At 38.2% G+C, this 322-nt stretch carries 1 protein-coding gene; it reads left to right on the forward strand.

The window, feature by feature from the left end:
* Nucleotides 1–322, forward strand: a 322-nt coding sequence (locus tag N780_RS19100) for an IS30 family transposase (RefSeq protein ID WP_036788008.1), incomplete at both ends; no start/stop codon positions are given.

Here is a 322-nt window from a genome sequence, read left to right on the forward strand (position 1 = left end):
TTTTTTCAAGCAGAAGACGGCATACGAGATTAGACAAGAAAGTACGTTTTGGTGATTTGGAAATTGACACAGTCATTGGAAAGAATCACAAAGGAGCACTATTAACTATAAACGACAGGGTAACTGGACTAGTATGGATAAGACTACTTAGCGGGAAAGATGCCAGCCCGCTAACTAAAGCTGCCATCGATGCCTTGGAACCTTTTAGAGACCAAATACATACAATAACGGCAGATAATGGAAAAGAATTTAGTTTTCACGAAGTAATTGCACGTAAACTAAATATTTTTGTTTACTTTGCAAAACCATACCACTCGTGGGA

Source organism: Pontibacillus chungwhensis BH030062 (genome assembly GCF_000770675.1).
GTDB lineage: Bacteria > Bacillota > Bacilli > Bacillales > BH030062 > Pontibacillus > Pontibacillus chungwhensis.